Origin of the sequence: Klebsiella sp. MS 92-3, from assembly GCF_000195655.1 — a bacterium.
In the GTDB taxonomy this organism is placed as follows: Bacteria; Pseudomonadota; Gammaproteobacteria; order Enterobacterales; family Enterobacteriaceae; genus Klebsiella; species Klebsiella pneumoniae.
Map to the genome: position 1 here is coordinate 66,662 of NZ_GL882869.1, position 744 is coordinate 67,405.

Annotated in this window: 1 protein-coding gene; it reads right to left on the minus strand. The window is 57.8% G+C overall.

The features are described from left to right. Positions 1-12: 12 nt before the first annotated feature. Positions 13-660 (minus strand): ribonuclease T, encoded by a 648-nt coding sequence (gene rnt / locus HMPREF9538_RS01170; protein WP_002907766.1) that lies wholly within the window; start codon positions 658-660, stop codon positions 13-15. Positions 661-744: the final 84 nt, after the last annotated feature.

Sequence of the window (744 nt, forward strand, 5' to 3'; positions counted from 1 at the left end):
TTTTTTTTTTTATCACTCCGGGGTGGCTACGGGCAGCGGCCAGCCGCCCAGACGCTTCCAGCGGTTCACGATCTCGCAAAACAGCTGCGCCGTCTGCTCGGTATCATACAGGGCGGAGTGAGCCTGCGCGCCGTCGAACGGCATACCCGCGGCAATACAGGCTTTCGACAGCACCGTCTGGCCCAGCGCCAGCCCGCTTAGCGCGGCGGTGTCGAAGGTAACAAACGGATGGAAAGGGTTGCGTTTAAGTCCCGCGCGTTCGGCGGCGGTCATGGTGAAGCTGTGGTCAAAGGTGGCATTGTGCGCCACCATGATTGCCCGGCTGCAGTCGCTCTCTTTCATCCCTTTGCGCACCATTTTGAAGATGGCATGCAGGGCATCGTATTCGCTGACGGCCCCGCGCTGCGGGTCATGCGGGTTAATCCCGTTAAAAGCCAGCGCTTCGGGCTGCAGATTGGCGCCCTCGAAAGGTTCAACATGGAAATGCAGCGTTTCATCGGGCATCAGCCAGCCGTGCTCATCCATCTTCAACGTAATGGCGGCGATCTCCAGCAGGGCGTCGGTTTTGGCGTTAAATCCTGCGGTTTCAACATCGATCACCACCGGATAAAAACCGCGGAAACGGTCGCACAGACCATTCAGTTGAGCGTTCTCGGACATCAGATTCTCTTAGCTGGAAAAAAGTAGCGCGCATTATGGCAAATTTTGCCGCGGCTTGCAGCAGGCAGGGGTGAAAACAACGGG